The organism is Pseudomonas sp. GW821-FHT03A09, assembly GCF_059421065.1.
Map to the genome: position 1 here is coordinate 530,067 of NZ_JBWKUX010000002.1, position 26,652 is coordinate 556,718.

Consider the following 26,652-nt stretch of genomic DNA (forward strand, 5'->3'; position numbering starts at 1 on the left):
GCACAAGCCGACCAAAACTTTAAATACTATAAATTCACAATTTAATAACTTTAAGAACTATGCGTACTAAAACGCCGGCCCCAGAGGGTTATGCATCAACAGCATCGAAAATATTCTTCGAATGCATTGGATGCGTATCGGAGGGCGGCTTTAAATGACTTTTCTTATCCCTCAATCATCTTGATTGGATTTTTATAAGATCAAAATCACATAACGCCCTCGGCGACAACGGAGGTCCTCCATGGCCCGAATATCACTGTTGAGCCTACCTCTGGCAGCCCCCGCCCAAGGCACCACACCGCGTTGGCCCAACCTGGGCGAGCGCCTGTTGCCGTGGCTGTTGCCGCTGGCGCTGTTCACATTGTGGTGGTGGGCCAGCCGCAATCACTGGATGAGCGAGCAGATTCTGCCGCCGCCTTCACTGGTGTGGAGCAGCGCAGTGGAACTGGCCGGTGGCGAGTTGTGGAGCCACCTGGCGATCAGTTTGCAGCGCTTGTTCTGGGGGTTGCTGGCGGGTATCGGCGCCGGGGCTTTACTGGGTGCCCTACTGGGTTTCAGTGCCCGGGCCGAGCGCCTGGTGTTCCCCACCTTCAGCGCGCTGTCGCAAGTACCGACCCTGGCCTGGATTCCCTTGTTCATGGTGTTTTTCGGCATCGGCGAAACCCTGAAACTGGTGGTGTTGGTGAAGGCCATCGTGGTGCCCGTCACCCTGCACACCCTGGTCGGCGTGCGCGACGCCCAGCCCACGCTGCGCGAAGCCGCGCGTGTGCTGCGCCTGCCCACTCACGTGTTGATCCGTCGCTTGATCCTGCCCGCCGCGCTGCCGGCCTTCATGGCCGGCGTGCGCCTGGCGCTGGCCGCCGGCTGGACATCATTGTTGGCGGTGGAGCTGCTGGCCTCCAGCGAAGGCATCGGCTACCTGATGGTGTGGGCACGCCAGTTGTTCATGCTCGATATTGTCTTCGTGTGCATCGTGGTCATCGGCGTGCTGGGGGTGACGATGGACCGTGGCGTCGGCTGGCTGGACCGCCAGTGGGTGCACTGGCCCCATCCGGCCACGGCACAGATCCGGCGCGGACCACGCTATGAAGGATGGCAACGCCTGCAACCGTGGCTGTTGCCACTGCTGCTGTTGGCGTTATGGCAAGTGGCAACGCAACACGCGTGGGTGGACCCGAACATTCTGGTCAGTCCGGGGGCCGTGCTGCACACCGCCATCGCGGGCGTGCTGGATGGCAGCTTGAGTGGCGCGCTGGGCAAAAGCCTGGGGCGCACCTTGGGCGGCCTGCTGCTGGGTGGTGGATTGGGCTTTGCCATGGGCCTGTGGCTGGGCTTGTCGCGGCGCAGTGAACGGGTACTCGGCCCGACCTTGGCCGCGTTGCGCCAGATCGCGATTTTCGCCTGGGTGCCACTGCTCACCGCCTGGTTCGGCCTGGGTGAACTGGCCAAATCGGTGTTCATCGCCCTGGCGGCGTTTTTCCCGCTGTTTATCGCCACCCAACGCAGCGTCTTGAACCTGTCACCGCAACTGCGCGAAGCGGCGCAGGTGTTGCGCCTGAGCCTGTTCCAGCGCCTGCGCCGCCTGGTTTTGCCCGGCGCGGCGGCAGGGATCTTCGCCGGCCTGCGCCTGAGCCTGATCTACGCCTGGCTGGGTACCATCGGCGCGGAATACTTCATGCCCTCCAACGGCGGCATCGGCAGCCTGATGATCGGTGCCCAACAACTGCTGCGCATGGATCTGATCATGAGCGGCATGCTCTTGGTCGGCCTCACCGGCGCCACCCTCAACCTGATCGGCCAACGCATCGAAACCCGCGCAACCCGCTGGAGACACGCATGAACGCACCTATCGTCAGTTTCAACCATGTGGGCAAGAGTTTTGACGTCGACGGCTTCGAACTGGAAGCCATTCGCGAATTCAACCTGGACATCGCCGAAGGCGAGTTCGTGGCGATCGTAGGTTCCAGCGGGTGCGGCAAGTCCACCCTGCTGCGCTTGCTGGTGGGGCTCGACACGCAGTTTCGCGGCGAGATCCAAGTCGACGGCAAGGCCGTGAGCGGCATCGGCGGCGAACGCGGCATCGTGTTCCAGGAACATCGCCTGTTCCCGTGGCTGACGGTGGCGCAAAACATCGGCCTGGGCCTGGTCAACGAAGCGCTGAGCGACGCCGAGCGCAACCGGCGTATCAACGACTTTATCGCGCTGGTCGGCCTGACAGACTTCACCCGCGCCTACCCCCACCAGCTGTCCGGTGGCATGGCGCAACGGGTCGCCATCGCCCGCGGCCTGGTGGCCAGCCCGCGCATCCTGTTATTGGACGAACCCTTCGGTGCCCTCGATGCGTTGACCCGCCAGCAGATGCAGGACGAATTATTGGCGATCCGTGCGCGGGCCAAAATCACCACGGTGCTGGTGACCCACGATGTGGAAGAAGCGATTTTCCTCGCTGACCGCGTGGTGGTGATGGAGCCCAGGCCGGGGCGGATCAAGCAGGTGGTGGACATCGCCCTGCCCCACCCCCGCCAGCGCAGCAGCTTCGAATTCCACCAACTGCGCGAAGAGCTATTGCACGAGCTGATCAGCGATGGCCATTACCAACCGCCCGTGCGCGAACAGATCCGCGACCTGCCACTGGCCTTCATTGCTTGCTGAAAGACAACCGGGCGTCCGGTTGCTCTTGGCGCTCAAGGCGATTGGCCCGGGCGAAGGTGCCGAAATCATTGAAGCGCACGCCCATTTCAGCCATGACTTTGTGTGCCACCTTGGCCGTCATCTGGCGGATATAAAACGGCTCTTTCACCACAAAATGGTGGATGCCATGGGTACTGCCGAAGTTAAAGCAGAACGCCTGCAACGGCCACAGCCACCATGGGTTCAACACTTGGGTCTGCTGGATCACATTGCCCAGCTCCACATCGCCGTAGTAGTGCATGTTGGAGCTGACAAAGTGCAGGCAGAAGGTGCGCAGCACGTTGGGGCCGATGATCACTACGGCGGCGATATCGATCACTTGCATCATCTGCAAAGTCCCGCCGGACCAATCAATCGGTGTGCCCATCAGGCCGGCAATGCCGTTGGCGGCATGAAACCCCAGGAACACATACCACGCCCCCCAATGCAACAGCGCCAGCGGTGCGTACACCAGCAGCGAACGCTTGAGGATGCTGAATTTGTGCTGCCAGGTCTTGGCGCGCAGCATGCGGATGAAGGCCGACATCAGGTTATCGCCGACCATCAGCAACCGCGCCAGGCCCCACGGCTCGCCGTTGGTGATGGCGCGCTCCTCCATATCGGTCTCGGTGCCGGAAACCTTGTGGTGATTGAGGTGCAGATGCCGACGTATCCATGGGTTGATCGTGCTGGGCCGTGCCAGCCACACCAGGCCCATCATCAGGTTGTGGGGCAGGCGCTGCTTGCGAAAGTACATGCTGTGGATCAGGTCGTGTTCCAACTCATGGGTCAGTGAGGCGAGGAAGGCATTGAGCAGCAGGCACACCCACCAAGCCATGTACCCGGCGATATAGAGCGTCGCCGAGCCGAGCATACCGAGCAACGCAAACGCCAGGATGCCCGCGCCCAGCGCATCCTGATGCAGCAGCCAGGGGTGCCGCTGGCGCAGTCGCACACCTTCGGCCAGCACCACGTCACGGATATGCGCCGAACGTTGTTGTGCATTCATCTGTTGGGGACTTGCAGAAGTACCGTCCATGCTCCCATCCTCTTGTTTATGGATGCGTCTATCCTGCCCCAAGCGATCACGCAGGACGCTAGCCCCAGACGCCAACCTATTGACCGCAAGTGCCAATCGCCATGACCGAACCCACCTCACTCGCCAGCTGGACCCGCGCCCTGCGCAAGCAGCTCGACGCCCTGGGCCTCGACAGTGCCGCGCTGTGCGCGGAGGCCGGGCTCGACCCACAACAGATGGACGACCCCAACGCACGCTACCCGCTGTCGGCCACCACACGTCTGTGGGCGCTGGCGGTACAGGCCAGCGGCGACCCGGCGATTGGCTTGCGCGTGTCGCGGTTTGTCAGCCCCACCACGTTTCATGCCCTGGGTTATGCCTTGGTGGCCAGCGGCAGCTTGCGCGAAGTGTTCGAGCGCATCGTGCGTTACCACCAAGTGGTCAGCGATGCCTTGAGCCTGGAACTGAGCGGCGATGGCGAGCGCTATCGCTTCCGCCTGTTGCAACCGCCGGGCAGCCCGGCGCCGGCACTCGAGGCCATTGATGCATTCGCGGCGATCTATGTGCGCACCTGCCGCAATCGCCTGGGTCGTGATTACGCCCCGCTGGCGGTGTACCTGAGACGGCCCGAACCGATCGACCCCAAACCGTGGCACACGGTGTTTCGTGCACCGGTGTTTTTCGGCGCCGAAGAAGACCGCCTGGAATTCGCCGCCCAGGATTTCGACAGCCACCTGGACGATGCCAACCCTGAATTGGCCGAACACAACGAAACCGTGCTCAAACGCACCCTCGCCCAACTGCAACCGTTGACCTGGGAGCGCAAGGTGCGTGCGTCCATCGAGGCGCAACTACCCGACGGCGAACCGAGCGCCGAACGTATCGCCCAGGCGCTGCACCTGAGCCTGCGCAGCTTGCAGCGCCATCTGGCGGATGAAGGCTGTCGGTTCGACACCTTGCTCAATGAATGCCGCGAGAACTTGGCGTTGTTGCACCTGCGCGACCCGCAATGCTCATTGGCCGAGATCAGCCACTTACTGGGGTTTGCCGATACCAGCAGTTTCAATCGGGCGTTCAAGCGCTGGACGGGGATGACGCCGGGGCAGTTTCGGGATGGGTTGCGCTAGGCTCATCTGTACTGAGCTTTAGGGCCTCTTCGGGGGCAAGCCCCTCCCACATTTGACTGTGTTCACCCATCAAAATGTGGGGGCGGGCTTGCCCGCGAAAGCGGCGATTGATCAAGTGTGTGCGGCCTCACGCAAGCGCTGGGCGTCGAGGATTTCGATCTCACCATAGCCCAGGCGCACGATGCCTTGGGCTTGCAGGTCCTTGAGCAAGGCGTTGGTGGTCTGGCGCGACAGGCTCAGCATCGCCGCCAGGTCTTCCTGGGGCAGTTGCAACACACGGCGTGAGTGCTCGATGTCGCCATACCCCTCGACGATCATCAACAAGCGATGGGCCAATCGGACCGGTGCCGGCATCAGGCTCAGTTGTTCGAGGCCGATGAAACTCAGGCGCAACTTCTGGCTCATCAGCAAGGCCAGGTCGCGCCAGTACCGGGGGTGTTCATCCAGGATGCCCAGCAGCGCCTGCTGCGGCACCTGCAGCAGCGTGCACGGCCCGACGGCGCAGGCGTCGTGGGTGCGCGGCAAGCCGTCGAACAAGCAGATTTCGCCGAACCAGTAGGGCGACTCCACCAGGCTCAAGATGGCTTCCTTGCCCTGCGCGTTCACCGCGCTGACGCGCAGGCTGCCGTTGAGCACCGCGTACAGGCCACAAGGCGGGTCGCCGCGCTTGAACAGGTATTGCCCGGCCTCCAGCTGCCGCTGCCGGGCGTGGGCCAGCAGGCTATGCTGAAAAGGCGCAGGCAGGTGGCTGAACCAATGCCCGGTGGCCAGTCGTAGGCGCCATTGCTCTGTGTCCATGAGAACTCCGAAGATTGTCGGCCAACTGACAGTCAGTCACTGGCTGACAGGGCATGATCAAACATCCTACAGGAGGAACAACAATGAAAAGCCTCGTCGACCACCTCAGTCAATATGCCGCCTACCATCGCGACCCACGCAATATCGCCAGCCACTTTATCGGCATCCCATTGATTGTGGTGGCGGTTGCCGTGCTGCTCTCACGCCCCGAGTGGACAGTCGCCGGGCTGTGGCTATCACCCGCCGTGTTGCTGGCATTGTTTTCGGCGTGGTTTTACCTGCGCCTGGAACGGGCGCTGGGCGTGTTGATGACGGTGCTGCTGGGCTTGTCGGTATGGGCCGGGCATGTGCTGGCGGCGCAGAGTACGCTGGTGTGGCTGGGCAGCGGCATCGGCATGTTTGTGGTGGGTTGGGTGATTCAGTTTGTTGGCCACTACTACGAGGGCAGAAAGCCGGCGTTTGTGGATGACGTGTCAGGGCTGATCGTCGGGCCGCTGTTTGTGGTAGCGGAATTGGCCTTTTTGCTGGGGTTGCGGCATGACTTGAAGCAGCAGATTGAAGAGCGGTCGGGGCCAGTGGCGGTGCGTGCAAAAAACGCCACGGTCTAACAAGCACTGGAGGTCAAATGTGGGAGCCGGGCTTGCCCGCGATGCAGACACCTCAGTGTGTCAGTCACACCATGGTGATGCTATCGCAGGCAAGCCAGCTCCCACACAAGCCTGGCTCACATAAGGGTTTTGCGGTGTTTGTAGGTTCAGGCCTTTTGCCAAACCTTGGGTTTGAAGAACAGGGTTTCGCCACGGGCCAGGCCGATCAGGCTGTCATGGTCCTTCACCACTTCGGCTTCGATCAACTCGCTCTGGCCTTCCACTTTCAGCGTGACCCGCGTCGTTGCGCCGAGCGGGCGGATATCCCGCACTTCAGCCGCGTGGTGATCTTCCAGCTCATGCCGCGACAGCGACACTTCATGGGGACGGAACAGCACATGCTTGTCCTCTCCCAAGTGCAAGCGGTTCGAGTCGCCCAGGAAGTGGTACACAAAGTCGCTGGCCGGGTTTTCGTAGACATCACCTGGTGAGCCGATCTGCTCGATCACACCCTTGTTCATCACCACGATACGGTCAGCGACTTCCATGGCCTCTTCCTGGTCGTGGGTCACGAACACCGAGGTCAAATTGATGTCTTCGTGCAGACGCGCCAGCCAGCGGCGCAGTTCTTTACGCACTTTGGCGTCCAGGGCGCCGAAGGGTTCGTCCAGCAGCAACACCTTGGGCTCCACCGCCAGGGCACGGGCCAGGGCGATCCGTTGGCGCTGGCCACCGGACAGTTGTTCCGGGTAGCGATCAGACAGCCAATCCAGCTGCACCATGTTCAGCAGTTCGTGCACTTTACTGGCGATCTGGCTTTCGCTCGGGCGCTGGTTTTTCGGTTTCATGCGCAGGCCAAAGGCGACGTTGTCGAACACGGTCATATGGCGGAACAGCGCGTAGTGCTGGAACACGAAACCGACGTTGCGATCGCGCACGTCGTGGCCGGACACGTCTTCACCATGAAACACGATGTTGCCGGCATCTGGAGTTTCCAGGCCGGCGATGATGCGCAACAAGGTCGTCTTGCCGCAGCCGGACGGCCCCAGCAACGCCACCAGCTCGCCACTCTGGATGTCCAGATTGATGCTGTTCAGGGCCTTGAAGGCGTTGAAGTTCTTGCTGACATTACGGACTTCGATCGACATGACTTATTCCTCACCGGCGCTTTTGCGCAGGCGGTTGATACGGTTCTCGCTCCACTGCTTGAGCAGCAGGATGAAGAGCGCCAGGATCAGCAACAGGCTGGCCACCGCAAACGCGGCAACATGGTTGTATTCGTTGTAGAGAATCTCGACATGCAGCGGCAAGGTGTTGGTCACGCCACGAATGTGGCCGGACACCACCGACACCGCGCCGAATTCACCCATGGCCCGTGCGGTACACAGCACCACGCCGTAGATCAGACCCCACTTGATGTTCGGCACGGTGACATGCCAGAACATCTGCCAGCCATTGGCGCCGAGCAGGCGCGCGGCCTCCTCTTCCTGGGTGCCCTGCTCCTGCATCAGCGGGATCAGTTCACGTGCCACGAAAGGCACGGTGACGAAAATGGTGGCAAGCACAATGCCCGGCAAGGCGAATACGATCTGGATGTCATGGTCCTGCAACCACGGGCCAAAGAAACCCTGGGCGCCGAACATCAGCACATAGACCAGACCGGCGATCACCGGCGACACCGAGAACGGCAGGTCAATCAGCGTCACCAGGATGCTTTTGCCACGGAACGAGTACTTGCTCACGCACCACGCCGCACTGACGCCGAACACCAGGTTGAGCGGCACCGAGATCACCACCGCGATCACCGTGAGCTTCAACGCCGACAGCGCGTCGGGTTCAAGGATCGCGGTGAAAAACGAACCCAGGCCGTTCTTCAGGCCCTGGGTCACCACGATCAACAGCGGCAACAGCAAAAACAGCACAAACACCAACCAGCCAAGGCCGATCAGGATACGTCGCGACACCGCACTGCCACGCCGGGCAGCGTTGGCCGAGGACGCGGCGGAAATAGACGATTGGGACATGTTCCGCGCCTCCTTATGGACGTTCGATGCGCCGCTGCAACAGGTTGATCAGCAGCAGCAGGACAAAGGAAACCACCAGCATCAACACGCCGATGGACGTGGCGCCGCGATAGTCGTATTGGTCGAGCTTGACCATGATCAGCAGCGGCAGGATTTCGGTTTTCATCGGCATATTGCCGGCGATGAAGATCACCGAACCGTACTCACCGACACCACGGGCAAACGCCAGCGCGAAACCGGTCAACCAGGCGGGCAGCAGTGCGGGTACCAGGATGTGACGGAACACCTGCAACGGCTTGGCGCCCAGGCAGGCGGCGGCTTCTTCGACTTCCCGGGGGATGTCGGCCAACACCGGCTGAACCGTACGCACCACGAACGGCAGGGTGACGAAAGTCAGCGCCAGGGTGATACCCAACGGGGTGTAGGCGATCTTGAAACCCAAGTCTGCAGCGAACTGGCCAACCAGGCCGTTAGGCGTGTACAGCGCGGTCAATGCGATGCCGGCTACGGCGGTGGGCAGGGCGAACGGCAGGTCGATCATCGCGTCGATGACCTTGCGGCCGGGGAAGGTGTAGCGCACCAGCACCCAGGCCAGCAGCGTACCGATCACGCCGTTGATCAGGGCGGCATACAGCGCGGTACTGAAGCTGAGTTTCAACGCCGCCAACACCCGCGGTGCCGAAATGATGTTCCAGAACTGATCCCAGGTGAGTTGAGCGGCATGTACAAACATCGCCGCGAGAGGGATGAGTACGATCAGGCTGAGGTACACCACGGTGTAGCCCAGCGTCAGCCCGAAGCCGGGTATGACGGGGGAGATACGACGCGACATAAGAGTCCTTGGTTAAAGGTAGAAACCACTGTAGGAGCGCGTTCCTCTGTGGGAGCTGGCTTGCCTGCGATGCGGGCACTGCGGTGTCTCAGTGACACCGCGGTGAGGCTATCGCGGGCAAGCCCGACTCCCACAGAAAAGCAGCGCTCCTACAGGTACTTTGGCTTACTGCGCAGTGTAGATCTGGTCAAACACGCCACCGTCGTTAAAGAATTTCGGTTGGGCAGTTTTCCAGCCGCCGAAATCTTTGTCGATAGTCACCAGGTCCAGTTTCGGGAACTGCTGGGCGTATTTGGCGGCCACTTTTGCATCGCGTGGGCGGTAGAAGTTCTTCGCCGCAATCTCCTGGCCAGCCGGGCTGTACAGGTGCTTGAGGTATTCGGTGGCGATCTCGGTGTTGCCCTTTTTCTCAGCGTTCTTGTCGACCACGGCCACCGGCGGTTCCGCGAGGATCGACAGGGACGGCACGACGATATCGAACTTGTCGGCGCCGCCGTCTTCTTTCAGGGCCAGGAAGGCTTCGTTTTCCCAAGCCAGCAACACGTCACCCTGACCGTTGTTGACGAAGGTGATGGTCGAGCCGCGTGCGCCGGTATCCAACACCGGTACGTGCTTGAACAGCTCCTTCACGTATTCCTGGGCCTTGGCTTCGCTGCCACCGGCCTTGAGGCCATAGGCCCAGGCGGCGAGGAAGTTCCAGCGAGCACCACCCGAGGTTTTCGGGTTCGGGGTGATCACCGAGACGTCTTTCTTGATCAGGTCGCCCCAGTCCTTGATGCCTTTAGGGTTGCCCTTGCGCACCAGGAACACGATGGTCGAGGTGTAGGGGGTGCTGGCGTCCGGCAGGCGGGTCTGCCAGTTTTCCGGCAGGGTTTTGCCGAGCTTGGCGATTTCGTCGATGTCACCGGCCAGGGCCAGGGTCACTACGTCGGCGCGCAGGCCGTCGATCACGGCGCGGCCTTGCTTGCCCGAACCACCATGGGATTGCTGGATCTTGACGTTGTCACCCGGGTGGCTCTGTTTCCAGTAGCTGGTGAACTCAGCGTTGTAGTCCTGGTACAGCTCACGGGTAGGGTCGTACGAGACGTTGAGCAACTCGTAGTCCTTGGCAACAGCGGAACCGGCAAACACGGCACTGGCGAGCGCAGCCAGGGCATAACGGCGAATCGACGACATAGAAGCTCCTGAAATTCTGGGGTGTTGGCTTTTTCTTATAGTTGCGGGGTCTATCGCCGTTTTGGCTTAGCTCGGTTTGTTACCCGGGTTCTGCAAACGGAATTTTTCCTTGCGTTCGATCTGCACCACTTGGGCGTTGTGCACCGTGATTTCCACCGCGCCAAACCGCAGATCGCGCAGGGCGCTCTGGATCTCACGCAAAATGGCTGCTTCGTCCTGGCCGTCGACGCTACGTAGAGATGCGCTCATGGTCTCGCTCCTGAAATGAATAGTGCCTGGCAGTGGCGGCACTGCTTGCGGCGTGAGAGCGATAGTAGATAAGCGCGGATATTCTTAAAAATACTATTTAAGAATGTTTATATAACCAGAAAGAATTTTCTGACAGGGCGTGGAGTTGCGAAGGGTTTCAGCTTGAAAATACTGCCGCAAGGGCGCTACTGAACCCTGTGGGAGCCGGGCTTGCCCGCGATGACGGAGTGTCAGGCACCCAATATTTCGAATGTAAGGCCGCCATCGCGGGCAAGCCCGGCTCCCACATTGACCGTGTTATGCCTGTCGGATCGGGGGTGCCCTGTCCCAATCAATTTCACCTGCCGGCATCGGCCGCCCAAACCAATACCCCTGCCCCATATCGCATTCCTGCTCCAACAAGAACCTGGCCTGCTCCACCTGCTCGATGCCCTCGGCGTGCACCTGCATGCCCATGCTTTTCGCCAGGGCGATCACCACGCGCACAATCGCCGCGTCGTCCTCATCCCACGGCAACCCGGCGACAAAGCCCTGGTCGATCTTGAGCTTCTGCACCGGCAGGCGCTTGAGGCGTAACAATGAGGAGTAGCCGGTGCCGAAATCATCGATGGCCAGGCGCAAGCCCAGCTCGCGCAGGCGGTGCAGTTGCTCCAGGGCAACCTCGGGGTCGTCCATCACTGCGCTTTCCGTGACTTCCAGCTCAAGGAACGCCGGGTCCAGGCCCGTCGCATGCAAAACCTGCGCAACTTGCTCGTACAGCTCACGGCGGGCGAACAAACGGCTGGACACGTTGACCGCAATGAAACTCAGCGGCGCACCCTCAGCCAGCCATTGGCACATCTGGCGGCAAGCCTGGTCCATGACCCAGGCGTCGATATCGGCAATCAGCCCGGTGCGTTCGGCGATGGGGATAAATTCCCCAGGCGGCACGAGGCCGCGCTCCGGATGCTGCCAACGCACCAGGGCTTCGATGCCGATCAGGCGGCTGTCGTGGAGGTCATGCACCGGTTGGTAGTAGACACGCAGCTCTTGCTGATCCAGGGCGCGGCGCAGTTCGCTGGCGATTTCCACACGGTGCTGAGCGTGGGCGGTGAGCTCTTCGGTGTACAGCGCGTAACCTTCACGCCCAGCGCTCTTGGCCTTGAACAGCGCCGAGTCGGCGTTGCGCAGCAGTTGCCCGGCGCTGAGGGCGTCGCTGGGAAACAGGCTGATGCCGATGCTCGCGCTGATAAACAACTGGTTGCCGTCAAACACGAACGGCTCTTTCATCGCATCGAGCATCCGTTGGGCCAATGCCGCCGCCTGCATCACCTGTGGACAACTTTCCGCCAGCACGGCGAACTCGTCCCCACCGAGGCGCGCCAAGGTCACACCGGGGCCGAACAGTCCTTTTAACCGTTCGCCCACCGCCTTGAGCAACTGGTCGCCAGTGTTGTGGCCGAGGCTGTCGTTGATGATCTTGAAGTGGTCCAGATCCATCAACAGCAAGGCACAGCCGCGTTTGTGCACTTGCGCCGAGGCCAGGGCCTGTTCGGCGCGGTCGGTGAAGAGCAGGCGGTTGGGCAGGTCGGTCAGTGGGTCGTGATGGGCCAAGTGGGCCAGCTCGTGTTCGGAGTCCTTGATGGCGCTGATATCGGAAAACACCGCCACGTAATGACTGGCCTTGCCTTGGTCATCGTGGATCACCCGGATGGTTTGCCACTGTGGATAAATCTCACCACTTTTGCGGCGGTTCCAGATTTCGCCGCTCCATTCGTCGGTGCGCGCCAGGGTCTGGAACATCTGCTGGTAGAAATTCGACGAATGGCGCCCCGATTTGAACAGGCTTGGCCGCTGGCCCATGACGTCTTCGCGGCTGTAGCCGGTGATCTCCATGAAGGCCCGGTTGACGTGCACGATCAACCCCTGGGCGTCGGTCACCAGCACCCCTTCACGGGTGCAATCGAACACGGCGGCGGCCTGTTGCAGGCGCTCGTGGTTTTCTTTCAGGGGTTGCTGTAGCTGATGAGTGCGAGCAAAACGCGCGCAAATGAGGTAAATCGCCAGCGCACTGAGCGCCACCCACACATAATTGCGTGCCTGCAACCAGCGCCCCAACTCCCGTGGGTCATCAAGAAAGTTGATCAATAAATGGTTGCTGAGCTGGAGCCACACAATGGACACCAACAGGTATACCAGCCCCGCACGTAGGGCACCTCGGTATGAAAACAGCATATGTTCAGTAATCCTTACCAAAAAAACAGAATCGCCCTACAAAGGCTGCGGATTATAGAATAAGAAACATCCAGTCACTCCTATCTGAAAGGGCGGCTGGTTTTCTCCGTTGGCTTAGTGATAATGCGTCAGCTGTTTTTTTCTTTATCTGAGGGCCATACAGCCTATGTGGTACAACGGTTTTCTTGACCTGTCAGCCTGGCAACTGGTGGCAGTCACGCTGTTGATGACCCACGTGACCATTGTTGGGGTCACCGTCTATCTGCACCGTTATTCAGCCCATCGCTCCCTGGAGCTCAATGCCGGCCTGAAACACTTCTTCCGCTTCTGGCTGTGGCTGACCACGGCGCAGAACACCCGCGAGTGGACCGCCATCCACCGCAAACACCACGCCAAATGCGAAACCGTCGACGATCCGCACAGCCCGGTCATCAAGGGCCTGTCGACGGTGTTGCGCAAAGGTGCCGAGCTGTACCGCGCCGAAGCCGAAAACCCCGAGACCCTGCGCATCTATGGCAAGAACTGCCCGGACGACTGGATCGAACGCAAAATCTACACGCCCTACCCACTGCTGGGCGTGGCGATCATGGGCGTGATCGACCTGCTGTTGTTCGGCACCATCGGTATCACCATCTGGGCGATCCAGATGATGTGGATTCCATTCTGGGCTGCCGGCGTCATCAACGGCTTGGGGCATGCCGTGGGTTATCGCAACTTCGAATGCCGTGACGCAGCCACCAACCTGGTGCCGTGGGGCATCATCGTCGGCGGCGAAGAGCTGCACAACAACCACCATACCTACCCCAACTCGGCCAAGCTGTCGGTGAAGAAGTGGGAGTTCGACCTGGGTTGGGCGTGGATCAAGGTGTTCAGCTTCCTGCGCCTGGCCAAGGTGCAGCGCGTTGCGCCTATCGCGCATCGCGTCGAGGGCAAGGGCCACCTGGACATGGACACCGCCATGGCGATCCTCAACAACCGCTTCCAGATCATGGCCCAGTACCGCAAGTTGGTGATCGGCCCGCTGGTCAAGCAGGAGCTGGAGAAGGTCGATCACTCGGTGCGCCACCAGTTCCACCGCGCCAAGCGCTTGCTGTCGCGGGAAACCAGCTTGCTGGATGACCGTCACCACTTGCGCATCAAGAACATGTTGGAACACAGCCACGCCCTGACCGTGATCTACGAGAAGCGCCTGGCGCTGCAGCAGATCTGGCTGAAGACCAGTTCCAATGGCCACGACATGCTGGCCGCGATCAAGGAATGGGTGCACGAGGCCGAGGCCAGCGGTATCCAGTCCCTGCGTGATTTTGCTCACCAACTGAAGACCTATTCGCTACGCCCAGCCGCAGCCTGATGGACCTGTGGGAGGGCCAGCCCTCCCACACCCCTTCTTTTCTGGCGCCATTTTCCGGGCACCGCCAATCCGTCCCGTTGACGGAACTTCACCGCAATTCCCCTCTCTCAATGAACACTTCGCCATCATGGTGGCCCTTGTAGTGACCGCTGCCCCACCCTTGCAGCGCGCCCAGAGAGAGTTGTGCCGATGGTTCACGAAAAGCCCTTCCCACCTGACCTGCCGACGGCCGAACTCCCCCGCCCGGCTGCAGCGGCAACCCTGTTGGCGCTGATGCATGCCCAGGGAGAAGTCGAGCGCTTGAGTGAGCGCGAGCAGTTGCTCAGTTCGTTGCTGGTCAGCGTGAATGCCGTGCTGTGGGCCATCGATTGGGAAACCCGCCGCGTGCTGTACGTAAGCCCGGCCTATGAGCGGATATTTGGCCGTTCGGCCGGGCTGCTGCTGGCCGACCACCGTGAATGGCGCAACAGCGTCCACCCCGAAGACCTTGACTACGCCGAACACAGCCTGGCCCGCGTGCTGGAACAAGGTGCCGTGGAGGACCGCGAGTACCGCATCATCACCGCCGACGGACAGATCCGCTGGCTCAGCGACAAGTGCTACATCAGCCAACAAGTCGAGCCCGGCGAGCCGGTCATCGTGGTCGGCATCGCCGAGGACATCACCGAAAAGAAGCAGCTGGAACTGGAGCTGCACCGCCTGGCTACCACCGACGTGCTGACCCAGAGCAGCAACCGCCGGCATTTCTTCGAGTGCGCCAACCAGGCGTTCGACAGCGCCTGCGCCCAAGGCACACCACTGGCCTTCCTGTTGCTGGACATCGATGATTTCAAGGACATCAACGACTCCTACGGCCATCTGGAGGGCGATCAGGTGTTGCGGCGTATCGCCGAGAGCGGTCGAGGGGTATTGCGTCGTGGCGACCTGTTCGGGCGCATTGGCGGCGAAGAATTCGCCGCAGTGCTGCCCGGTTGTGCGCCGGAAATGGCGATACAAGTGGCAGAGCGGCTGGGCAAGGAGATCCAGGCGTTGAGTTTCAGCTATGAGGGCCGGGAATTCACCGTGACCGTCAGCCAGGGCCTGGCCAGCCTGCGCGAAGACGACTCGACCCTGGACAACCTGTTCGCCCGGGCCGATGCCGCTATGTACGACGCCAAGCGCCAAGGCAAGAATCGCGTGGTCGTGGGCTAGAAAACACCATAGATCAAATGTGGGAGCGGGCTTGCCCGCGAAAGCGGTGGGTCAGCCAACACATCCGTCACTGAAAGATAGCTTTCGCGAGCAAGCCCGCTCCCACACGTGAGTCTCGTCACCCTCTAGGCTTTACGCACGCGGGTCAGCTCCGACAAGCCCATCTTGAGCAGCCGTGCCGTCTTGCTGCGGGCCAGTTCCTCCAACCCTTCATGCTCGGTCAACCGTGCCATCTGCGCCGCCAGGTTCATCACCAGCGCATCCCGTGAATACACGCCGCCTTCCAGTGAATAGATCGCCGCGATCAACTGGCGCAACTCCAACGGCAAACGCCAACGCGCACGCAGCGCCGAACCATAAGCTGCACCGAATTCGTGGAGGGACTCGCCAATCGCTTCGTCATCCAGTTCACCACCACCCTGGCGCCAGTCTTCCAGGCAACGTAACAGCGCCAGGTCACCCAACCGGTGCAGGATACCCGCGCTGTAGCAGCGCTCCTGGTCCAGCTCCAGCAGGCGCGCCAAGCGACGGGCGTAGTCGGCGGTGTCCTGGGACAACTGCCAATAGCGCTCGGCGTAGGCCACCAGCGCCGGATCGCCCAGCACCACGTTGTGCTTGAGGGCCAGACCCAGGATCAGGTTCATGCTCTGCCCGGCGGCCAGCTTGTGCAGCGCGGTCGGCAGGGTCTGCACCGGCGTACCGTGATGGCCGGCGCTGTTGGCGGCAGCGATCAGCACGGCAGTGATTTGCGGGTCCATGCGCACCTGTTCTTCCAGGTGCTTGAGGTCCAGGCCCTCAGGCGCGAGGCTGTGTTGCACGGCGGCCTTCACGTCAACCCACAGCGGTGCGCCATCCGACGCTTCGCGACGACGTTCCAGAAACACCGGCAACGTCATGCCGGGCGCCAACGGTGGAATCTCGCAATACACCGTTTCGCCTTCATTGAGCAGCAGGTCCTGCAGGCGCTGGGTGAGGCCTTCCATGTTCAGGGGCTTGGTCAGGTACGCCGTGGGCGCCAGGGGCAAGGCTTCCCGCACGCTGGCGCTGTCATTGCGAGTGCTCAACAGAATGAACGGCAGCGAGCGGTGTTTTTGACGCACGCTGCGCAGCAGGCTCAGGCCATCGATGCCCGGTAGCTCCCAATCCGCCAGGATCAGGTCGTAGGTTTTGTCGCGCAACAGCGTGGCCGCTTGCTGTCCATCGGCACACACATCCAGCCGTGCGTCACAGCGCACGTTCAACAACACTTGCTTGAGCAGATCCCGCGACCAAGGGTCCGCCTCGGCAATCAACACACGGGGTACAGCGGGTAAATCAACAGCAGTCATGCAGCACGCTCCATCGGCAATGCTTGCACCTTAGTCAATCGAGCCGCCCACGTACAATGAACCGCGCCTGAATATGGGGAAACCGGCATAAAAAACCCGCCGAAGCGGGTTTTTTCGTCAAACAGTGCAGCGTCCGCTTACAGCTCGGAGAAGCACTCTTCGATGATTGCCAAGCCTTTGTCCAATTGCTCGTCCGGCGAGGTCAGCGGTACCAGTACGCGCAATACGTTGCCGTAGGTGCCGCAGGACAGCAGGATCAGGCCCTTGTCACGCGCCTTGGCCACCACGGCAGCCACGGCGGCGGCGTTCGGCTTGTGGCTGTCGCCGTCTTCAAACAGCTCGAGCGCGATCATCGCGCCCAAGGCACGCACTTCGCCGATCACCGGGTACTTGGCCTGGATAGCTTTCAGACCGGTTACCAGGCGCTCGCCGACAGCCTTGCAGCGGTCCAGCAGGTGCTCTTCTTCGAACACTTCCATCACGGCCAGGGCCGCGGCGCAAGCGATCGGGCTACCCGCGTAGGTGCCGCCCAGGCCGCCTGGCGCGATGGCGTCCATGTATTCGGCCTTGCCGCACACACCCGCCAGCGGGAAGCCACCCGCGATGGACTTGGCGAAAGTGGTCAGGTCGGCGGCAACACCCATCTGCTCCATCGCAAAGAACGTACCGGTACGGCCGGCACCGGTTTGCACTTCGTCGGCGATCAGCAGGATGCCGTGCTTGTCGCACAGTTCACGCAGGCGCTTCATGAAGGCTTTCGGCGCGACGTAGAAACCGCCTTCGCCCTGGACCGGCTCGATGATGATGGCAGCGATATCGCGCGGCTCGGCATCGTTCTTGAAGATGCGTTCGATGCTGGCGATCGAATCGTCGATGCTCACACCGTGCAGTTCGTTCGGGTACAGCGCACGGAAGATGCCGCCTGGCATCAGGCCCATGCCGGCCGAGTAAGGCACGACTTTACCGGTCAGGCCCAGGGTCATCATGGTGCGGCCGTGGTAAGCGCCGGTGAACGCGATCACGCCGGCACGGCCAGTGGCGGCACGAGCGATTTTCACGGCGTTCTCAACGGCTTCGGAACCGGTGGTGACCAGCAGGGTTTTCTTGGCGAAATCACCTGGCACCTTGGCGTTCACTTTTTCGCACAGTTCCACGTAAGGCTCGTAGGCCAGAACCTGGAAGCAAGTGTGAGTCAGCTTGTTCAGTTGCTCGGTCACGGCCGCGATGATTTTCGGGTGCACGTGGCCGGTGTTCAGCACGGCGATACCACCGGCGAAGTCGATGAACTCGCGACCTTCAACGTCGGTCACGGTGGCGTTCTTCGCGGATTCGGCGAAGATCGGGTGAATCTGGCCAACACCGCGTGGTACAGCGGCTTCGCGGCGTTTCATCAGGGATGCGTTGGTCTTGCTCATAAAGTCCTCATTCGCCACTCATCGGGTGGCGTGGTCCAAGGAATACGTGGCGGGGAGGCAACTACGGCAGCATGCGATGATCGACTGCCACAGCTTTCCCGGCCACTACGAATTACGGGGTGAAACACGCAAAGGGTCAGCGCTCTCGTGCCCTCTGCGTTTGCTGCAATGCCTTGCCGGACGTTAGATGCCCAGGCAGAGGTATTTGATTTCCAGGTAGTCCTCGATCCCGTACTTGGAGCCTTCACGGCCCAGGCCCGAAGCCTTGATGCCGCCGAACGGCGCCACTTCGTTGGAGATCAACCCGGTGTTGACGCCGACCATGCCGTACTCCAGGGCTTCGGCCACGCGGAACACACGGCCCAGGTCGCGGGCGTAGAAGTAGGAAGCCAGGCCGAACTCGGTGTCGTTGGACATCGCGATCACTTCAGCTTCGTCTTTGAAGCGGAACAGCGGCGCCAATGGGCCAAAGGTTTCTTCCTTGGCGACGGCGGCGTCTTTCGGCACGTTGGTGAGGATGGTCGGCTCGAAGAAGTTGCCTTCCATCACCTTGCCACCGGCCAGCAGCGTGGCGCCTTTTTTCAGGGCGTCGGCAATGTGTTCCTGCACCTTGGCCACGGCTTTTTCATCGATCAGCGGGCCAGTGGTGGTGCCTTCTTCCAGACCGTTGCCAATCTTCAGCTTGGTCACGGCCACCTTGAGTTTTTCCGCGAACGCGTCGTACACCGAATCCTGGATGTACAGGCGGTTGGCGCAGACGCAGGTCTGGCCGTTGTTGCGGTACTTGGAGATGATCGCGCCTTCGACGGCCTTATCCAGGTCAGCGTCGTCGAACACGATGAATGGCGCGTTACCGCCCAGTTCCAGGGAGACTTTCTTGATGTCCTTGGCGCATTCAGCCATCAGCTGGCGACCGATTTCGGTGGAGCCGGTGAAGGACAATTTACGCACGATCGGGTTGCTGGTCAGCTCGCCGCCGATGTCGCCGGCGCTGCCGGTGACCACGCTCAGCACGCCTTTCGGGATACCGGCACGGTGTGCCAGTTCAACCAGGGCCAGGGCCGAGAACGGGGTTTGCGAGGCGGGCTTGATCACCATGGTGCAGCCAGCGGCCAGGGCCGGGCCGGCTTTACGGGTGATCATCGCGGCCGGGAAGTTCCACGGAGTGATGGCTGCGGTCACGCCGATAGGCTGCTTGATCACAATCAGGCGCTTGTCGGGTTGGTGGCCGGGGATCACGTCGCCGTAGATGCGCTTGGCCTCTTCGGCGAACCACTCGATAAAGGACGCGGCGTAGACGATTTCGCCCTTGGCTTCGGCCAGCGGCTTGCCTTGTTCGAGCGTCATCAGGCGACCGAGGTCTTCCTGGTTTTCGATCAGCAGTTCGAACCAACGGCGCAGCTTGTTGGCGCGCTCCTTGGCAGTCAGTGCACGCCAGGCCGGCAGGGCCTTGTCGGCGGCTTCGATCGCGCGGCGGGTTTCAGCGGCGCCCATCTTCGGCACAGTACCGAGAATTTCGCCCGTGGCCGGGTTGTTGACCTTGATGGTCTGACCATTGTCCGCATCGACCCAAGCGCCATCGATAAAGGCTTGCTGGCGGAACAACTGGGCATCTTTAAGCTGCATGTCGGCTTTCCTTAACAGCACCGCGCGCACGCGGAGCGAATTAGAGTTGTTGAAAGGCGCCTTGTGGGCTGCCGTCAGGGAAATCAGCCCCAGCGCGCAAGAGGAATGAAGAGCGCACGGGAGACAGAGCGTTTGAAATCTCAAACGAATCCTAGGATCAATGGGGGTACAGGGCAATAGTCTGTTCGAAAAAAAGAACGAAAACCGCGTATTTCGCCCACCTTTCGGATCAAGCGTACAAACGACGACACCCCCGGCGCCTTTCGGGCGACGGGGGTGTCGGGGGAGCGGTGGCTGTTTAGGATTGGAACGATTTGAGGATGGTCAACAAGCTGGTCAGGTTGTCGGCTACGCCGCCCTGGGCAACTTTTTCGGTGGCTGCGGCGCCAGCGGTGGTGTCGACGCTGTAGATCTGCATCACGCCTTGGTTGGTGGCGGCCTGGGCCAGGGTGTTTTGCTGCTGCTGGGCCGAAACCGAGTTCTGGAACAGGATCGCCGTGGCCTGGCCCATGGATTGGTAAATCGTGCTCATGGCCATCGCTGGCGACTCGGCAACGACCTTGACGTTGGTCTGGGTGACGGCATCGGTGATTTGCGGGCTGACTGTGCTCATGGGTGGAACTCCTGGTTTGAGAAAGAACAACATCCGTTATCGCTCAGTGCTTAAGCCTGGAAGGACTTGAGCACGGTCAACAGGCTGGTGAGGTTATCCGACACGCCGCCTTGGGCGACTTTTTCGGTAGCCGCCGCACCGGCCGTGGTATCGACGCTGTAGATCTGCATCACGCCCTGGTTGGTAGCCGCCTGGGCCAGGGTATTTTGTTGCTGTTGGGCTGACACAGCGTTCTGGAACAGAATCGCCGTGGCCTGCGCCATCGATTGGTAGATGGTGCTCATCGCCATCGCTGGCGATTCGGCCACCACTTTGACGTTGGTCTGGGTGACCGCGTCGGTGATTTGGTCGTTTACAGTTGCCATGATCAATTTCCTTATTTAGTACACGGTGCATTCCGTGTTCATGAATGAACGTTGCGAATCAGGCGCTGTGAAGCGTGTGGGTTCAAGGTTTCGCAGCAGCGGCCAAGGCCGCTTCAATCTGCGTGATCAAACCCTGGATCAGTGCCTGCACTTCCTTGCGTTGCGCATCCCTGTCCGGGGAAGCGCCGTCCAACACTTGACGTATCGCAGCCTCACGTTGCTCCGCAGCAGCTGTGAGCGCTTGCTCATTGGCCTTCGACTGCTCAAGCACCTGGGTGGCGCGCTTGAGGGTCTCGTCAACGATGGCTTGGGGCGCTCCGGCGAAGACCTGCGGGTTACGCAGCATCGCTTCGAGCCGTTGGCGATCATCGCTGGATAGGACGGAGGGTTTGGGTAAGGGGGCCATTTCGGTCTCCTTGGGCAATGTAGGAATGGCGGCAGGCCCGCTAAAGCCGCACCTCCTTACCGTCCTCCCAGAAGCCCGCAAAGTAAAACCTCGGCGACGCATCACAGAACGTCGCAAGTTCTGCGGGCGTAATCGCGGAAGGCTGCCGATTGAAGATGGCGGGCGGTGGCGGAACCACGTTGGCAGCGTTGTAGAGGTTGCCTACCTCATAAGCGTTAGCCGCAAATTGTGAACAAAAGGAACTGCTGCCAATCGCTATCGATTCATTGATTCGATCCTCCAGGAAAGTGTTGGACTCCCAAGACTTGAACGCCGAAAGCATTGCGTTCCACATGCTATAACGACCATCAATTTCGCCACCGAGCTTGTCGAAATAGAACTGCTTAGCCGCCACAGCCGCCGCAAACCCCAGCTCAGTGTCACGACAGGAAAACACCATGGCGGTACGAGGTGGCTTTTCCAGGCTCACGTCAGTCAAGGTCAAGCCACTGCCAACGCTTTCGATCACCATGGTCTTGCTCACCGCAATCGCAGGGTGGACCACATTCAGATACGTCGTGTCCTGAGAGAACACTTTGGCTTTGACTAACTGACCGGCTTTGATAAATGCCCGAGTCGTACTGTCATCTTCTTGCTTCACCGAAAAAATAAGATCTCCAACGTCCATGATGTCGCTCCTCACTTAAGAAAAGTTGCTTTCAAGTTGCTGTTGCACCGTTGCGGAAGAACTCCGGAACGTCGTGCTCGTCTCAGGCTGCTGGCGCAGCCCGGTTGGCCAGGGTGTCGGCGTACTTGGCGATACTCTGGTCGATCTTGTCGATGGCCACGCTGGCGGCCTCGGCCTCCATCGCACCGGCGGCGGCGGCCACGGCGGCAGCGGCGCCCACCAGCAAGTCAGTAGCTAGCGCGCCCAGTGCGTCCTCGGCGGCGCCTTTCACATTCTCCTGGAGGATGTTCTCGGTCATTTTTTGCAGCAGCACGGCCTGGGCCGCCAACGCGATCTTGCTGACCCCATCGAAATACCCCGCGCCCGCTTGCGCCACCAACCCGGCCGCCTGGCTGATCATCATGTCGGCCGGCACCGCGATCTGCGCCGGTGCATAGGCAAAGTTCTGCGAGTTAGTGAACTGCACCGCCTGCACAATCTGACTGTTGAGGGCCGCCGTGCTGTCGGACGACGGCGTGCTCGCCTGCTTGAGCAGATGCTCGTTCATCCGCGCCATGATGGAGCGCGAAGCCGGCGCGGCAGGCGTTGGCGCAGGTGGATCGGCGGCGGGCGTTGCTTGCGGGGCGGCGGGTTTCTTTCGACTGAACCACGACATGATCGATCTCCCCAGGGCTCAGCCCTTCTCACCAATCTGCATGATCAGCGCCACCGCCTTGGAGATCACCGCATTGGAAATCTGGTTCATCGCCTGCTGGCTGTTGACCGCGTTCTGCAACGACAGGCCCGCCGCACTGCTGGCCACCTGGTAAAGCGACGCAATGGCCTGGGCCGGCGCCTCCGCCACCACCTTGACGTTGGTTTGGGTTACCGCGTCGGTGATCTGGCTGTTGACCTCTGTCATACATCTCTCCTTGATGGAATTCACCCGTCAGGGGTGGTGGCGTGACGTGCTCATAAACTAGAACGCCTCACGCCGACGTCTGTGAATGAAGTTCAGCGCAAGACGCTGCGCAGCAGTTGCACGCGCTTACGCACCAGCGGCAGCTTGACTTGAAGGGCGGCGGCGATTTGCGGGTACGGCAAGTCATCGACAAAACGCATCTCAAACAAGCGTTGCTGCGCAATCGGTAACTGCGCCACATGCGCCTCGACCTGTTCCAGGCGCTCATAACACTCCACCCGGTCCAGCACCGAGGCGCAGGGCGCGGCGAGCACGGCCAAGTGGTCGTGCTCAAGGTCGATCAGATGATCGAACAGCAACCCCTCGCGCTTGCTTCGCCGCAGGCTGTCGAGAAACACATGATCGAGCACCAGAAAAAGAAACCCCTGTGGGTCGCGAATACGCTCCGGCGAACGCCGAAAAAACAGCAGCGCCTTTATCGCCGTAGCCGATAACCACTCCTGGCCCTGATCCTGATTCCCCTTGGCACGCCGCAGTGCGCGACGCTTCAGCTCGCCCTGGACTGCGCGCCAACTCGCTTCAAACAAACGGTCATCAGCGACCCATTGATCCTTGAACTGAACAGTCATCCCCATCGCAAGCACTCCTGTGCATCCTTGATGAAGGGCCAGTTTGCGAGGCATCAACAGGGGCGCGCTGTTACCTGGGGAACACCGTGACGACTAATTCAAGGCAAATGCCTTGCGCCGCAAATGCTCAAGATCGTTGATCACCATCCGCTCCAGACTGCCGCTGATCAAACCGCTGCGGCGCCACAATTGCAGTTGGACATTGAGCTTGGGGCGACTGGTGTTGAGCATGGACGCCAACACACCCTGGCTGGCGGGCAGTGACACGCTGGGCAGGGCGAGGGCCAAGTCGATATCGCGCATATTGGCCAACAGGAACCGCGCCAGCCGCGACTCCAGCCGATGCAGGCACACCAATTCGAGCAATTCGATGGCATGCAGCAGACGCACCATCATCAGCATCAACAAGCGCCGCAGAAACACCGGCTCCTCAAACAGCAGCGCAAAATGCCGACGGCTCAGTTGCAGCAAGCGGGTCGGGCCGCTGGCAAAGGTCGAAGATTCACGGCCATGGTCCTTGATCAACGCCGTCTCACCCACCACCTGCCCGGCCCCCATACTGCCGATGATCTGTTCTCGACCGTCGGGGCCGTGGACCACCGAATAGATCCGCCCCTCCACCACCAGCGCAATGAACTCGAGGGTGTCGTCCTTGAAATAGAGCAGTTCACGATCATCCAGGGTGCGCTCCACCATATGAGTGGCGACGTAGCACAAGAGCGGCTCCGGTAAACCTCGAAATAAATCGGAGCGAGCAAGCAGGGTTTGTCTCAGCGGGAGATCGAGCATCACGGTTCCTTTGGAATGCATGCGTTCACCTGGCCAGGGGAAGAGAATTGCGGCGCGACCGCAGTACGGAAGCCACAAGAGCAAAGCAAACAAAGGGACGTACGGTACGATGAGTTGTGAAAGATAATGGCAAATAGCCGCTTTTCCCGGTAACGCAGCCTACTATCGCCAGTGAAAACGCCGGAATGGACGCATCTGGCCGACATGGGTATGATGTCGCCCGCACAAGCATCCGTAGCTCAGCTGGATAGAGTACTGCCCTCCGAAGGCAGGGGTCGTGGGTTCGAATCCCGCCGGGTGCACCATCTTCTTTCCCTTGTATTACAAGGGAATAGCACTCCTGACAGAAACCTGTCCTAGTTCTGAAAGTCGTTTTTTCCGCCTATTTGCCGCACTCGAACGTGGCGAACATGGTCGAAAGGGCTATCCAGCCCCGCGCAAACCTTCGAAACCCAATCCGACGCCCAAGCCTGGGCACGCGTCCGGAAATAAAACGCCTGGAAGCGCTCACACACCCTCCGCTGGCGACACGCATCGCTGCCCCCCTCACCGCCTCTGACCTTGCTCGATACCGTGGCGAGGTACAGGTTCGTGGGAAATTCCCTACAAACCCCTGAGAACGGCCCGACTCATCAATCGGATATTAGCCTGCACACTATCGCCTCTTAGCTCCATGGTAGTGGCAGGCGAACAATGATCTCACTGCGTATTCTGGTTTTAGAACAACAGGCTGTTCAGCGTAGTGCGGTGGTCTCGGCTTTACAGCAACTGGGAGTTGCTGAAGTCTTGCAGGCCAGCAGTGGCGAGCAGGCCTTGGCCTTGATGCAACGACAGGGCGGGATCGATATCGCCCTGTGTGATCTGGCGCATCATGGAATGGATTGCCTTGATTTTTTGAATTATGCAGGCCAGCTGTCAATTATCCAGGCGGTCATTCTTTATTGTGACTTCCAACCGCAGCTGCAGCGGGCGATTGAGCAAATGGTCTCGTTTTCGGGCCTTGAGCTGTTGGGTACCTTGAGTACACCCATAGAGGTAAAAGCGTTGCACGCGCTCTTGCAGCGCTACCAGCGCCGCGCTCCGGTCACGACGGCTTATCCGCTGGTGACGAGTACCCTGCCCGATGAGCAAGACCTTCGTCGCGGGCTCGCCCTGGGTGAGTTTCGTGCGTTTTTTCAGCCCAAATTCTTGTTGGCGAGCGGTCAAGTCGACGGGGCGGAAGTCTTGGCACGATGGCAGCACCCTTCAAAGGGGTTGCTGCTCCCCAAGGATTTTTTGGCGGCGGTGCTGGCGTACGATTTGATCGATGAGATGTTCAAGCAACTGCTCGTGCAGGGCCTGAGCCTGTTGGGCATGTTGCGTCGAGAGGGTCATTCGCTGGAACTGTCGTTTAACCTGCATGCCTCGCAATTGCTGGAGGCAGGGCTGATCGACCATATTCGTCGCGCATTGGGTCAGTATCAGCTGTCAGGTACGGACCTGACGTTTGAGCTGGCTGAGAACGAGTTGTTGGAGATCGGACCAAAAATCCAGGAAAGTTTGTTGCGGCTGCGGGTCATGGGTTGCGGCCTGTCGATCGATGACTTTGGCGTGGGGTTTTCCTCGCTCAAACAGCTCTGCCATTTGCCCTTCACGGAGATCAAACTCGACGGTGAGTTTGTTCGAAAGATTCAAGAGCCTGGCAGCCAAGCCGTTATCACCAGCACCATCGCGTTGGCCCGCTCATTAAACATGGCGCTGGTGATTGAAGGGGTCAGTGATCAGAAAGAATGTCAGGCGCTGATCAGGATGGGGTGCGAACAGGGGCAAGGTTTTTACTGTGCGCAGCCGATGTCGTCGCATGAACTGCTGTCGTGGCTCCAGGCGCCCTTCATGGCGGGCCAGAAAGATGACTAATGATCTTTAGTCCCAAGTAAATCAGTACCCGCGCAGTCTTGCACAAGCTCATATATGCTAACCACCGTAGATCGGTGCCAAGCGTTTTTGAGTATAGGGCTGCACTCTTTTCGACTCAGCGTCATCACTCCTATTACCCGAGGTTAACTATGCTTAAAGCCGTGATTGCGGATGATCACTCCTTCATTCTCTCGACTGTCAGAATGATCTTGAAGCAGGAAAACTATGAGGTTGTAGCGGAAGCGAAAGATGGCGCGACAGCAGTACAGTTGACGCGTGAGCACCAGCCTAACCTCGTTGTCTTGGACATTTCCATGCCGGGTGTCGACGGCCTGGATGCGCTCAACAGAATCACGGCATTGAAGTTGCCCATAAAGGTTCTTGTCCTGACGTCATTATCCGCCGAGTTTTTCGCCATGCGTTGTATGAAGGCCGGGGCAGCCGGCTACGTGTCGAAGTCCGATGAGCTGGATGAGTTGGTAAAAGCCATCAACGCCATCAAGTCGGGCTACACGTTTTTTCCTGACTTGACCGTTAATTCGGTACGTCGAGATGACGCGGAAAGCACGGAGCATGAGTTGATAAAAAAACTCTCCGATCGGGAGTTGGCGATCCTGCAACAGCTTGCCAAAGGCTTGAGCAACAAACAGATCGGTGACGATATGCTCCTGAGCAACAAGACCATCAGCACCTATAAGGCCCGACTGATCGAGAAGCTTAATGTGAGTTCGTTGGTGCACTTGTCTCAACTGGCTAAACGTAACAACCTGATCTGATGAG

27 protein-coding genes and 1 tRNA gene are annotated in these 26,652 nt (G+C 60.1%); 9 read left to right on the plus strand and 19 right to left on the minus strand.

The genetic code is table 11. The features are described from left to right. The first annotated feature begins 241 nt into the window (after nucleotides 1–241). Together AC07V4_RS05115 and AC07V4_RS05120 are read left to right on the plus strand one after the other, a co-directional pair. On the plus strand, nucleotides 242–1,840 hold the full coding sequence (locus tag AC07V4_RS05115; protein WP_492637719.1) for an ABC transporter permease: 1,599 nt from the start codon (nucleotides 242–244) through the stop codon (nucleotides 1,838–1,840). Continuing rightward, nucleotides 1,837–2,652, plus strand: coding sequence for an ABC transporter ATP-binding protein (locus AC07V4_RS05120; protein ID WP_492637720.1), 816 nt, complete (start codon nucleotides 1,837–1,839; stop codon nucleotides 2,650–2,652). Before AC07V4_RS05115 ends, AC07V4_RS05120 begins: the two co-directional genes overlap by 4 nt. On the opposite strand, the gene AC07V4_RS05125 is transcribed toward AC07V4_RS05120, so the two are convergent. Further along, nucleotides 2,639–3,709, minus strand: a complete 1,071-nt coding sequence (locus AC07V4_RS05125) for a fatty acid desaturase (RefSeq protein ID WP_492637721.1) — start codon at nucleotides 3,707–3,709, stop codon at nucleotides 2,639–2,641. The two genes, AC07V4_RS05120 and AC07V4_RS05125, sit on opposite strands and share 14 nt — an antisense overlap. Before the next feature lie 101 nt (nucleotides 3,710–3,810). Here AC07V4_RS05125 and AC07V4_RS05130 point away from each other — a divergent pair, with 101 nt between their 5' ends. Next, nucleotides 3,811–4,815, plus strand: a complete 1,005-nt coding sequence (locus AC07V4_RS05130) for an AraC family transcriptional regulator (protein WP_492637722.1) — start codon at nucleotides 3,811–3,813, stop codon at nucleotides 4,813–4,815. Nucleotides 4,816–4,926: 111 nt separating this feature from the next. Here AC07V4_RS05130 and AC07V4_RS05135 read toward each other — a convergent pair whose 3' ends face one another. After that, nucleotides 4,927–5,613, minus strand: coding sequence for a Crp/Fnr family transcriptional regulator (locus AC07V4_RS05135; RefSeq protein WP_431749650.1), 687 nt, complete (start codon nucleotides 5,611–5,613; stop codon nucleotides 4,927–4,929). An 83-nt stretch (nucleotides 5,614–5,696) separates the two neighbouring features. Here AC07V4_RS05135 and AC07V4_RS05140 point away from each other — a divergent pair, with 83 nt between their 5' ends. Further along, nucleotides 5,697–6,221 (plus strand): Mpo1 family 2-hydroxy fatty acid dioxygenase, encoded by a 525-nt coding sequence (locus AC07V4_RS05140; RefSeq protein WP_492637723.1) that lies wholly within the window; start codon nucleotides 5,697–5,699, stop codon nucleotides 6,219–6,221. 146 nt (nucleotides 6,222–6,367) lie between these two features. On the opposite strand, the gene AC07V4_RS05145 is transcribed toward AC07V4_RS05140, so the two are convergent. The 6 genes from AC07V4_RS05145 to dibA all read right to left on the minus strand — a co-directional run bounded on the left by AC07V4_RS05145 (nucleotide 6,368) and on the right by dibA (nucleotide 12,695). Next, nucleotides 6,368–7,348 (minus strand): sulfate/molybdate ABC transporter ATP-binding protein, encoded by a 981-nt coding sequence (locus AC07V4_RS05145; protein ID WP_431749652.1) that lies wholly within the window; start codon nucleotides 7,346–7,348, stop codon nucleotides 6,368–6,370. Nucleotides 7,349–7,351: 3 nt separating this feature from the next. Beyond that, nucleotides 7,352–8,224 (minus strand): sulfate ABC transporter permease subunit CysW, encoded by an 873-nt coding sequence (cysW, locus tag AC07V4_RS05150; protein ID WP_431749653.1) that lies wholly within the window; start codon nucleotides 8,222–8,224, stop codon nucleotides 7,352–7,354. A 13-nt stretch (nucleotides 8,225–8,237) separates the two neighbouring features. Beyond that, entirely contained in the window at nucleotides 8,238–9,056 is an 819-nt protein-coding gene (cysT, locus tag AC07V4_RS05155; RefSeq protein ID WP_233893245.1) for a sulfate ABC transporter permease subunit CysT, read from the minus strand. A 165-nt stretch (nucleotides 9,057–9,221) separates the two neighbouring features. Next, nucleotides 9,222–10,232, minus strand: a complete 1,011-nt coding sequence (locus AC07V4_RS05160; protein ID WP_431751023.1) for a sulfate ABC transporter substrate-binding protein — start codon at nucleotides 10,230–10,232, stop codon at nucleotides 9,222–9,224. 66 nt (nucleotides 10,233–10,298) lie between these two features. Beyond that, on the minus strand, nucleotides 10,299–10,481 hold the full coding sequence (gene oscA / locus AC07V4_RS05165; RefSeq protein ID WP_003170956.1) for a sulfur starvation response protein OscA: 183 nt from the start codon (nucleotides 10,479–10,481) through the stop codon (nucleotides 10,299–10,301). Nucleotides 10,482–10,778: 297 nt separating this feature from the next. After that, entirely contained in the window at nucleotides 10,779–12,695 is a 1,917-nt protein-coding gene (gene dibA, locus AC07V4_RS05170) for a phosphodiesterase DibA (protein ID WP_492637724.1), read from the minus strand. A gap of 166 nt (nucleotides 12,696–12,861) precedes the next feature. Between dibA and desA the strand changes: the two genes are divergently transcribed. Both desA and AC07V4_RS05180 read left to right on the plus strand, forming a co-directional pair. Further along, a complete protein-coding gene (gene desA / locus AC07V4_RS05175; protein WP_431749526.1) occupies nucleotides 12,862–14,046 on the plus strand; it encodes a delta-9 fatty acid desaturase DesA in 1,185 nt (394 codons plus the stop codon). 189 nt (nucleotides 14,047–14,235) lie between these two features. Continuing rightward, complete coding sequence (locus tag AC07V4_RS05180) at nucleotides 14,236–15,237, plus strand: sensor domain-containing diguanylate cyclase (RefSeq protein ID WP_492637725.1); 1,002 nt, start codon at nucleotides 14,236–14,238, stop codon at nucleotides 15,235–15,237. Between the two features lie 125 nt (nucleotides 15,238–15,362). Here AC07V4_RS05180 and AC07V4_RS05185 read toward each other — a convergent pair whose 3' ends face one another. The 11 genes from AC07V4_RS05185 to AC07V4_RS05235 all read right to left on the minus strand — a co-directional run bounded on the left by AC07V4_RS05185 (nucleotide 15,363) and on the right by AC07V4_RS05235 (nucleotide 23,997). Beyond that, nucleotides 15,363–16,565, minus strand: coding sequence for an HDOD domain-containing protein (locus AC07V4_RS05185; RefSeq protein WP_492637726.1), 1,203 nt, complete (start codon nucleotides 16,563–16,565; stop codon nucleotides 15,363–15,365). Nucleotides 16,566–16,702: 137 nt separating this feature from the next. After that, nucleotides 16,703–17,980, minus strand: coding sequence for a 4-aminobutyrate--2-oxoglutarate transaminase (gene gabT, locus AC07V4_RS05190; RefSeq protein ID WP_492637727.1), 1,278 nt, complete (start codon nucleotides 17,978–17,980; stop codon nucleotides 16,703–16,705). Nucleotides 17,981–18,163: 183 nt separating this feature from the next. Then, on the minus strand, nucleotides 18,164–19,606 hold the full coding sequence (gabD, locus tag AC07V4_RS05195) for an NADP-dependent succinate-semialdehyde dehydrogenase (RefSeq protein WP_431751810.1): 1,443 nt from the start codon (nucleotides 19,604–19,606) through the stop codon (nucleotides 18,164–18,166). Between the two features lie 298 nt (nucleotides 19,607–19,904). Next, a complete protein-coding gene (locus tag AC07V4_RS05200) occupies nucleotides 19,905–20,219 on the minus strand; it encodes a RebB family R body protein (protein ID WP_078731054.1) in 315 nt (104 codons plus the stop codon). A gap of 50 nt (nucleotides 20,220–20,269) precedes the next feature. Further along, nucleotides 20,270–20,584, minus strand: coding sequence for a RebB family R body protein (locus AC07V4_RS05205; protein ID WP_492637728.1), 315 nt, complete (start codon nucleotides 20,582–20,584; stop codon nucleotides 20,270–20,272). 82 nt (nucleotides 20,585–20,666) lie between these two features. Beyond that, the gene (locus AC07V4_RS05210; protein WP_492637729.1) at nucleotides 20,667–20,990 is read right to left on the minus strand and encodes a hypothetical protein; all 324 of its coding nucleotides are present in this window, start codon (nucleotides 20,988–20,990) and stop codon (nucleotides 20,667–20,669) included. 40 nt (nucleotides 20,991–21,030) lie between these two features. Beyond that, nucleotides 21,031–21,657 (minus strand): hypothetical protein, encoded by a 627-nt coding sequence (locus AC07V4_RS05215; protein ID WP_492637730.1) that lies wholly within the window; start codon nucleotides 21,655–21,657, stop codon nucleotides 21,031–21,033. Nucleotides 21,658–21,739: 82 nt separating this feature from the next. Next, the gene (locus tag AC07V4_RS05220) at nucleotides 21,740–22,312 is read right to left on the minus strand and encodes a hypothetical protein (RefSeq protein WP_492637731.1); all 573 of its coding nucleotides are present in this window, start codon (nucleotides 22,310–22,312) and stop codon (nucleotides 21,740–21,742) included. Nucleotides 22,313–22,330: 18 nt separating this feature from the next. Continuing rightward, nucleotides 22,331–22,558 carry a RebB family R body protein gene (locus AC07V4_RS05225; protein ID WP_003187543.1) on the minus strand — a complete coding sequence of 76 codons (228 nt, stop codon included), beginning with the start codon at nucleotides 22,556–22,558 and terminating at the stop codon, nucleotides 22,331–22,333. Between the two features lie 92 nt (nucleotides 22,559–22,650). After that, the gene (locus AC07V4_RS05230) at nucleotides 22,651–23,193 is read right to left on the minus strand and encodes an RNA polymerase sigma factor (RefSeq protein ID WP_492637732.1); all 543 of its coding nucleotides are present in this window, start codon (nucleotides 23,191–23,193) and stop codon (nucleotides 22,651–22,653) included. Between the two features lie 87 nt (nucleotides 23,194–23,280). Further along, the gene (locus tag AC07V4_RS05235; RefSeq protein ID WP_492637733.1) at nucleotides 23,281–23,997 is read right to left on the minus strand and encodes a Crp/Fnr family transcriptional regulator; all 717 of its coding nucleotides are present in this window, start codon (nucleotides 23,995–23,997) and stop codon (nucleotides 23,281–23,283) included. 207 nt (nucleotides 23,998–24,204) lie between these two features. On the opposite strand from AC07V4_RS05235, the gene AC07V4_RS05240 reads away from it, so the two are divergent. The 3 genes from AC07V4_RS05240 to AC07V4_RS05250 all read left to right on the plus strand — a co-directional run bounded on the left by AC07V4_RS05240 (nucleotide 24,205) and on the right by AC07V4_RS05250 (nucleotide 26,648). Further along, nucleotides 24,205–24,281: transfer RNA gene (locus AC07V4_RS05240), tRNA-Arg, on the plus strand. A gap of 388 nt (nucleotides 24,282–24,669) precedes the next feature. Continuing rightward, complete coding sequence (locus AC07V4_RS05245; RefSeq protein WP_492637734.1) at nucleotides 24,670–25,872, plus strand: EAL domain-containing response regulator; 1,203 nt, start codon at nucleotides 24,670–24,672, stop codon at nucleotides 25,870–25,872. 149 nt (nucleotides 25,873–26,021) lie between these two features. Then, a complete protein-coding gene (locus AC07V4_RS05250) occupies nucleotides 26,022–26,648 on the plus strand; it encodes a response regulator (protein WP_492637735.1) in 627 nt (208 codons plus the stop codon). Nucleotides 26,649–26,652: the final 4 nt, after the last annotated feature.

Bases quoted from the DNA above. Each gene is read 5' to 3' on its own strand.
- AC07V4_RS05225 (WP_003187543.1), bottom strand. From the start codon at position 22,558: ATGACAGAGGTCAACAGCCAGATCACCGACGCGGTAACCCAAACCAAC.
- AC07V4_RS05115 (WP_492637719.1), top strand. From the start codon at position 242: ATGGCCCGAATATCACTGTTGAGCCTACCTCTGGCAGCCCCCGCCCAA.
- gabD (WP_431751810.1), bottom strand. From the start codon at position 19,606: ATGCAGCTTAAAGATGCCCAGTTGTTCCGCCAGCAAGCCTTTATCGAT.
- AC07V4_RS05135 (WP_431749650.1), bottom strand. From the start codon at position 5,613: ATGGACACAGAGCAATGGCGCCTACGACTGGCCACCGGGCATTGGTTC.
- AC07V4_RS05215 (WP_492637730.1), bottom strand. From the start codon at position 21,657: ATGGACGTTGGAGATCTTATTTTTTCGGTGAAGCAAGAAGATGACAGT.
- AC07V4_RS05160 (WP_431751023.1), bottom strand. From the start codon at position 10,232: ATGTCGTCGATTCGCCGTTATGCCCTGGCTGCGCTCGCCAGTGCCGTG.
- gabT (WP_492637727.1), bottom strand. From the start codon at position 17,980: ATGAGCAAGACCAACGCATCCCTGATGAAACGCCGCGAAGCCGCTGTA.
- AC07V4_RS05180 (WP_492637725.1), top strand. From the start codon at position 14,236: ATGGTTCACGAAAAGCCCTTCCCACCTGACCTGCCGACGGCCGAACTC.
- cysT (WP_233893245.1), bottom strand. From the start codon at position 9,056: ATGTCGCGTCGTATCTCCCCCGTCATACCCGGCTTCGGGCTGACGCTG.
- desA (WP_431749526.1), top strand. From the start codon at position 12,862: ATGTGGTACAACGGTTTTCTTGACCTGTCAGCCTGGCAACTGGTGGCA.
- AC07V4_RS05220 (WP_492637731.1), bottom strand. From the start codon at position 22,312: ATGTCGTGGTTCAGTCGAAAGAAACCCGCCGCCCCGCAAGCAACGCCC.
- AC07V4_RS05140 (WP_492637723.1), top strand. From the start codon at position 5,697: ATGAAAAGCCTCGTCGACCACCTCAGTCAATATGCCGCCTACCATCGC.
- AC07V4_RS05200 (WP_078731054.1), bottom strand. From the start codon at position 20,219: ATGAGCACAGTCAGCCCGCAAATCACCGATGCCGTCACCCAGACCAAC.
- dibA (WP_492637724.1), bottom strand. From the start codon at position 12,695: ATGCTGTTTTCATACCGAGGTGCCCTACGTGCGGGGCTGGTATACCTG.
- AC07V4_RS05130 (WP_492637722.1), top strand. From the start codon at position 3,811: ATGACCGAACCCACCTCACTCGCCAGCTGGACCCGCGCCCTGCGCAAG.
- cysW (WP_431749653.1), bottom strand. From the start codon at position 8,224: ATGTCCCAATCGTCTATTTCCGCCGCGTCCTCGGCCAACGCTGCCCGG.
- AC07V4_RS05125 (WP_492637721.1), bottom strand. From the start codon at position 3,709: ATGGACGGTACTTCTGCAAGTCCCCAACAGATGAATGCACAACAACGT.
- AC07V4_RS05250 (WP_492637735.1), top strand. From the start codon at position 26,022: ATGCTTAAAGCCGTGATTGCGGATGATCACTCCTTCATTCTCTCGACT.
- AC07V4_RS05120 (WP_492637720.1), top strand. From the start codon at position 1,837: ATGAACGCACCTATCGTCAGTTTCAACCATGTGGGCAAGAGTTTTGAC.
- AC07V4_RS05210 (WP_492637729.1), bottom strand. From the start codon at position 20,990: ATGGCCCCCTTACCCAAACCCTCCGTCCTATCCAGCGATGATCGCCAA.
- AC07V4_RS05245 (WP_492637734.1), top strand. From the start codon at position 24,670: ATGATCTCACTGCGTATTCTGGTTTTAGAACAACAGGCTGTTCAGCGT.
- AC07V4_RS05205 (WP_492637728.1), bottom strand. From the start codon at position 20,584: ATGGCAACTGTAAACGACCAAATCACCGACGCGGTCACCCAGACCAAC.
- oscA (WP_003170956.1), bottom strand. From the start codon at position 10,481: ATGAGCGCATCTCTACGTAGCGTCGACGGCCAGGACGAAGCAGCCATT.
- AC07V4_RS05145 (WP_431749652.1), bottom strand. From the start codon at position 7,348: ATGTCGATCGAAGTCCGTAATGTCAGCAAGAACTTCAACGCCTTCAAG.
- AC07V4_RS05235 (WP_492637733.1), bottom strand. From the start codon at position 23,997: ATGCATTCCAAAGGAACCGTGATGCTCGATCTCCCGCTGAGACAAACC.
- AC07V4_RS05185 (WP_492637726.1), bottom strand. From the start codon at position 16,565: ATGACTGCTGTTGATTTACCCGCTGTACCCCGTGTGTTGATTGCCGAG.
- AC07V4_RS05230 (WP_492637732.1), bottom strand. From the start codon at position 23,193: ATGGGGATGACTGTTCAGTTCAAGGATCAATGGGTCGCTGATGACCGT.